Origin of the sequence: Flavobacterium araucananum, assembly GCF_002222055.1 — a bacterium.
Lineage (GTDB): Bacteria > Bacteroidota > Bacteroidia > Flavobacteriales > Flavobacteriaceae > Flavobacterium > Flavobacterium araucananum.
This window is the reverse complement of sequence record NZ_MUGS01000065.1, coordinates 1-4,206: the sequence shown is the minus strand read 5'-3', so window position 1 is coordinate 4,206 and position 4,206 is coordinate 1. Positions and strand designations below refer to the sequence as shown.

The 4,206-nt window shown below is 33.2% G+C and carries 7 protein-coding genes; 6 read left to right on the top strand and 1 reads right to left on the bottom strand.

The window, feature by feature from the left end; translation table 11 throughout:
• The 6 genes from B0A64_RS22645 to B0A64_RS22620 all read left to right on the top strand — a co-directional run.
• A partial coding sequence (locus tag B0A64_RS22645; protein ID WP_123875950.1) for a DDE-type integrase/transposase/recombinase occupies window positions 1-402 on the top strand: 402 nt, incomplete at its 5' end.
• Window positions 403-750: 348 nt separating this feature from the next.
• Complete coding sequence (locus B0A64_RS22640) at window positions 751-1,056, top strand: TIGR03643 family protein (protein WP_089481741.1); 306 nt, start codon at window positions 751-753, stop codon at window positions 1,054-1,056.
• 18 nt (window positions 1,057-1,074) lie between these two features.
• Window positions 1,075-1,491 carry a DUF2452 domain-containing protein gene (locus B0A64_RS22635; RefSeq protein WP_089481743.1) on the top strand — a complete coding sequence of 139 codons (417 nt, stop codon included), beginning with the start codon at window positions 1,075-1,077 and terminating at the stop codon, window positions 1,489-1,491.
• Between the two features lie 15 nt (window positions 1,492-1,506).
• On the top strand, window positions 1,507-2,157 hold the full coding sequence (locus tag B0A64_RS22630) for a flavin reductase family protein (protein WP_089481740.1): 651 nt from the start codon (window positions 1,507-1,509) through the stop codon (window positions 2,155-2,157).
• Window positions 2,154-3,581, top strand: a complete 1,428-nt coding sequence (locus B0A64_RS22625; RefSeq protein WP_089481739.1) for a cryptochrome/deoxyribodipyrimidine photo-lyase family protein — start codon at window positions 2,154-2,156, stop codon at window positions 3,579-3,581. Before B0A64_RS22630 ends, B0A64_RS22625 begins: the two co-directional genes overlap by 4 nt.
• Window positions 3,582-3,592: 11 nt before the next feature.
• On the top strand, window positions 3,593-3,706 hold the full coding sequence (locus B0A64_RS22620) for a DUF2256 domain-containing protein (RefSeq protein WP_089481742.1): 114 nt from the start codon (window positions 3,593-3,595) through the stop codon (window positions 3,704-3,706).
• Between the two features lie 79 nt (window positions 3,707-3,785).
• On the opposite strand, the gene B0A64_RS22615 is transcribed toward B0A64_RS22620, so the two are convergent.
• On the bottom strand, window positions 3,786-4,067 hold the full coding sequence (locus tag B0A64_RS22615; RefSeq protein WP_089481738.1) for a hypothetical protein: 282 nt from the start codon (window positions 4,065-4,067) through the stop codon (window positions 3,786-3,788).
• Window positions 4,068-4,206 lie beyond the last annotated feature (139 nt).

Here is a 4,206-nt window from a genome sequence, read left to right as displayed (position 1 = left end):
TATCGAGCAGTAGATAAATTAGGCCATACGGTTGACTTTCTTTTGACCAGAAAAAGACAAAGAATGAGCGCTCAGTCTTTTCTAATTAAAGCAATTGGTAATAATTTCCGGCCAAGAGTAATAAACATTGATAAAAGCGGTTCTAATACAGCAGCGATCAAAGTCTATAACAAACGTTCATTCTCAAAGATTAAAATCCGACAGTGTAAATATCTCAACAATATTGTCGAACAGGACCATCGATTTATAAAATGGCGCATACAAAACGGATTAGGTTTTAAAAGTTTTGAATCGGCAAAACGAACATTGAGTGGAATTGAAGTTGTGCATATGCTAAGAAAGAATCAGATGGTCAAACCCGGGATATCTATGTTTAAATCATTCTGTAAATTGGCGGGCTAAATTTTAAATTACTTAAATTCTTATATCTGATTCTGATAGATGCGACAGAACCAAATTTCTTCTTCTTTATCTTTGGCACTCCAAGTTTTCAATTAAGTAATTTTAATCAATTGATTATAAACTTTAAAAATCAAATGTTATTCTTTTAGCCCTTTTAAGTACTTAAAAGCTGGAATTCTTGAAATAAAGAATTGTGGCCTGGATTTTTTATCAATTTATAAAATAGAATTTCTTCCCATCTTTTAGATTATATCTATTGGTTTAAGATTTAATGTATTATCAATTCTCTCATAACTGTAAAAGTACTATTTTTGTTTAATGGTATTTAATAACTGTTAAACAAAATGTATGATAAAGTCAATCATTGTAAAAATCGATAATGGTGTATTGAATGAAATTCAGATCGATAGAATTATAGAAATGGCATGGGAAGACCGAACACCTTTTGATGCAATAAAATTTCAATTTCATCTTTCAGAAGCCGATGTGAAAGCTTTAATGAAAAAAGAGCTAAAATTCAGCAGTTATAAATTATGGCGCATTCGCGTTGAAAATTGTAAAACAAAACACGCTGCAAAGAGAGCCGAAACAATAGACAGATTTAAATGTAACAGGCAAAGAGCAATTTCAAATAATAAAATATCTAAGCGTTAATAAAAATATTCGAAGATGATAAAAAAAGATAAACCCGATAATGTAGTATTTTCTTCTGAGCATGGTTATAATGCAAGCCTATTGCCATATGCTACAAGTGTTGGTGCACCGGTAATAAAAGCAGATGATTTAGCAGGATGGAAAGGCATGGGCCTAAATAAGGTAAACAAAGAGTTTGAAAGTAAATTCAATGAACTAAAAATGCAATACCAGGATTTAATCGAAGAATTCCAATGGAATGAATTGGTATACAATGCCAGATTTTCTTTTGAACCCATTGTTGGTGAAATATACCACTTATACAAAGATGCAGATGGTTCTAATTTTCTCTCACTAATAGGCCCCAAAGAATGGAATAAGGAACATGTTGGTACTTTTAGACTTAACAGTGATAAAAAATGGATACTCATTGATTTGAAAAGTTCCATTTTTTAGTAAAACTCCAAGATAATGAAAAACAAAATAAATTTTAAAACCAGTGATCTGGAAAAAATGGAAAAGCAAACTGCCGTGCATCTAATCAATAGTTTAGGCGGTTTTAAAAGTGTGGCATTGGTAGGAACTTCTAATGTACAGGGAAATACTAATTTATCCATTTTTAGTTCTTTTTTTCATATTGGAGCAAATCCTCCATTAATAGGTATGATTTTTCGCCCTAGCCCGCCCGAGCGTGATACCATGAGAAATATTTTAGATACAGGATTCTATACCATTAATCATATCAATGAACAGATCTACCAGCAGGCACATCAGACATCAGCGAGATACAATAAAGAAATTTCAGAATTTGATGCTGCAGGACTCAGTGCGGAATATAAAAATAACTTTCCAGCTCCTTTTGTGCTCGAAAGCAACGTACAGTTAGGCATTAAATTTAAAGAAAAAACAGCCATTTCAATCAATAATACTACTATGATTATCGGGGAAATAGTCCAGATTTTCATTCCCGAAGACTGCTTGTCTGAGGATGGTTTCCTCGATTTAGAAAAAGCCAATACCGTTACTTGTTCCGGTCTGGACAGCTATCATAAAACCATGCAGTTAGACCGATTAAGCTATGCAAAGCCTGATAAGGAAATTACATCACTGCTTAAAAGTTGAATAAAAAAAAGATAAATATTATTTGGTTCAAACGTGATCTCCGTTTTACAGATCACGAACCTCTTTTTATGGCACAGCAGGAAAATATCCCTCTTCTTTTGGTTTATTTTTTTGAACCCTCAATAATGGCTTGCGATGATGCTGATGTCCGTCATTGGCGGTTTGTTTATGAATCCTTAAAGGAAATGCAGTCTAAATTAAAATCATTTGCTGCGCAGATTTATTATTTTCATAACGAAGTCAAGACTGTTTTTGAGCACTTATGCAGTCTTTATGAGGTTCAAACAGTGTTTTCGCATCAGGAAATTGGCAACAAAGTTACTTTTGACAGGGATATTGCCATGCAGTTTTTATTTGATGATCATAAAATTCTTTGGAAACAATCTCAGCTCCATGGTGTTATCAGAAAGCTGCGATCAAAACAAGATTGGGATAAGCGCTGGGAAGAAACAATGTGCGCAATTCCTAAAATGATTGACCTGAATACTTTTAAATTTGAAAATTTAGATCCTGATTTTTATCAAAATTTAAAAGGAGAAACACTTTCTGATGAAATAACAGAGAGAAATGAAAACTTTCAACACGGGGGCGAATATTGGGCCTGGCGGTACTTAGAGAGTTTTGCAAAAGAGAGACATGTAAATTACAGCAAACATATTTCCAAACCCGGTTTAAGCAGAAAAGGCTGTAGCCGTTTATCTCCCTATTTAACCTACGGAAACATAAGCATGCGAATGGTGTATCAATATACCAATCAGTTTTATGAAACATCATACAACAAAAGAGCCATGCTAAATTTTGTTTCCAGACTACACTGGCATTGCCATTTTATGCAAAAATTTGAAAATGACTGTCAAATTGAATTTGAAAATATAAACAAAGATTACGATTCCTTGCTCAAGCCAAAAAACGAAATCTATATAAAAGCCTGGCAGGAAGGCAAAACCGGCGTTCCTATTGTTGATGCCTGTATGCGATGTTTAGTCCAGACAGGTTATATTAACTTTAGAATGCGGGCGATGCTGGTTTCCTTTTTCACATTCAATTTGTGGCAGGACTGGCGGGACCTTCATTTCTTGGCAAGACAGTTTTTAGATTATGAACCCGGAATTCATTATCCGCAGATTCAGATGCAGGCCGGTACAACAACAGGCAATACCATTAGAATTTATAATCCCGTAAAAAATTCACAGCAGCACGATTCAGAGGGCATATTTATAAAGAAATGGCTGCCTGAGCTGGCTGAAATTCCACCACAATTAATTCATGAACCATGGAAATTAAATCTTATTGAGCAGCAATTTTACAAATGCGAATTAGGAAGAGATTATCCAGAGCCTATAGTTGACATAGAACAAACTCGAAAATACGCCAATGATATTGTTTGGAGTTTTAGAAATAAACAAAAAAATGAGAGGAGTTAAAAAAACAAAACCTGCCCACTAAAATCTGCATTGTCTGCCAGAGACCATTTGCGTGGAGAAAAAAATGGGAAAAAATCTGGAACGAAGTGAAATATTGCAGTGATAAATGCAGAATAAGCAGATAAATGATATTTATACTGGTACTAGTTCTTTAACAAAGGTATTAATGGGTAATATATTTAGAAAGTCAAAAAAGACTGTTTATCAATTTAGAAAGCTTTTGCTGCTTATATTTATTAGTCCCTTAATAGTTATAATGCTTGTATCTGTAGCCGAATCTAAAATAATAAGACCTTCACTATCTAGCATTATTAATGCATCTAAGACTTTTGCCTGATTTGACCTTTGGATAAGTAAACTCTCTTGCAGCGATTGATCAAGATAAGGAATAAGCATACTAGTTAAATCTTCAAAAGAGTAAATTTTCTCAGGGTTTTGCGCCAGTATATTAAGAATGATTTCAGAAATATTAAACTTGTTATACATAAAATAGTTTTACTTAAAATTATGCAAAATAATTCTATTTTAAAACTTAAAAAAGTTACCAAGATAATTAGTGCAGAATTTAGAATATTAAACAAAATTACTTTCCAGAGTAAATATTTGGTTCTGTCGCATCTGGGAA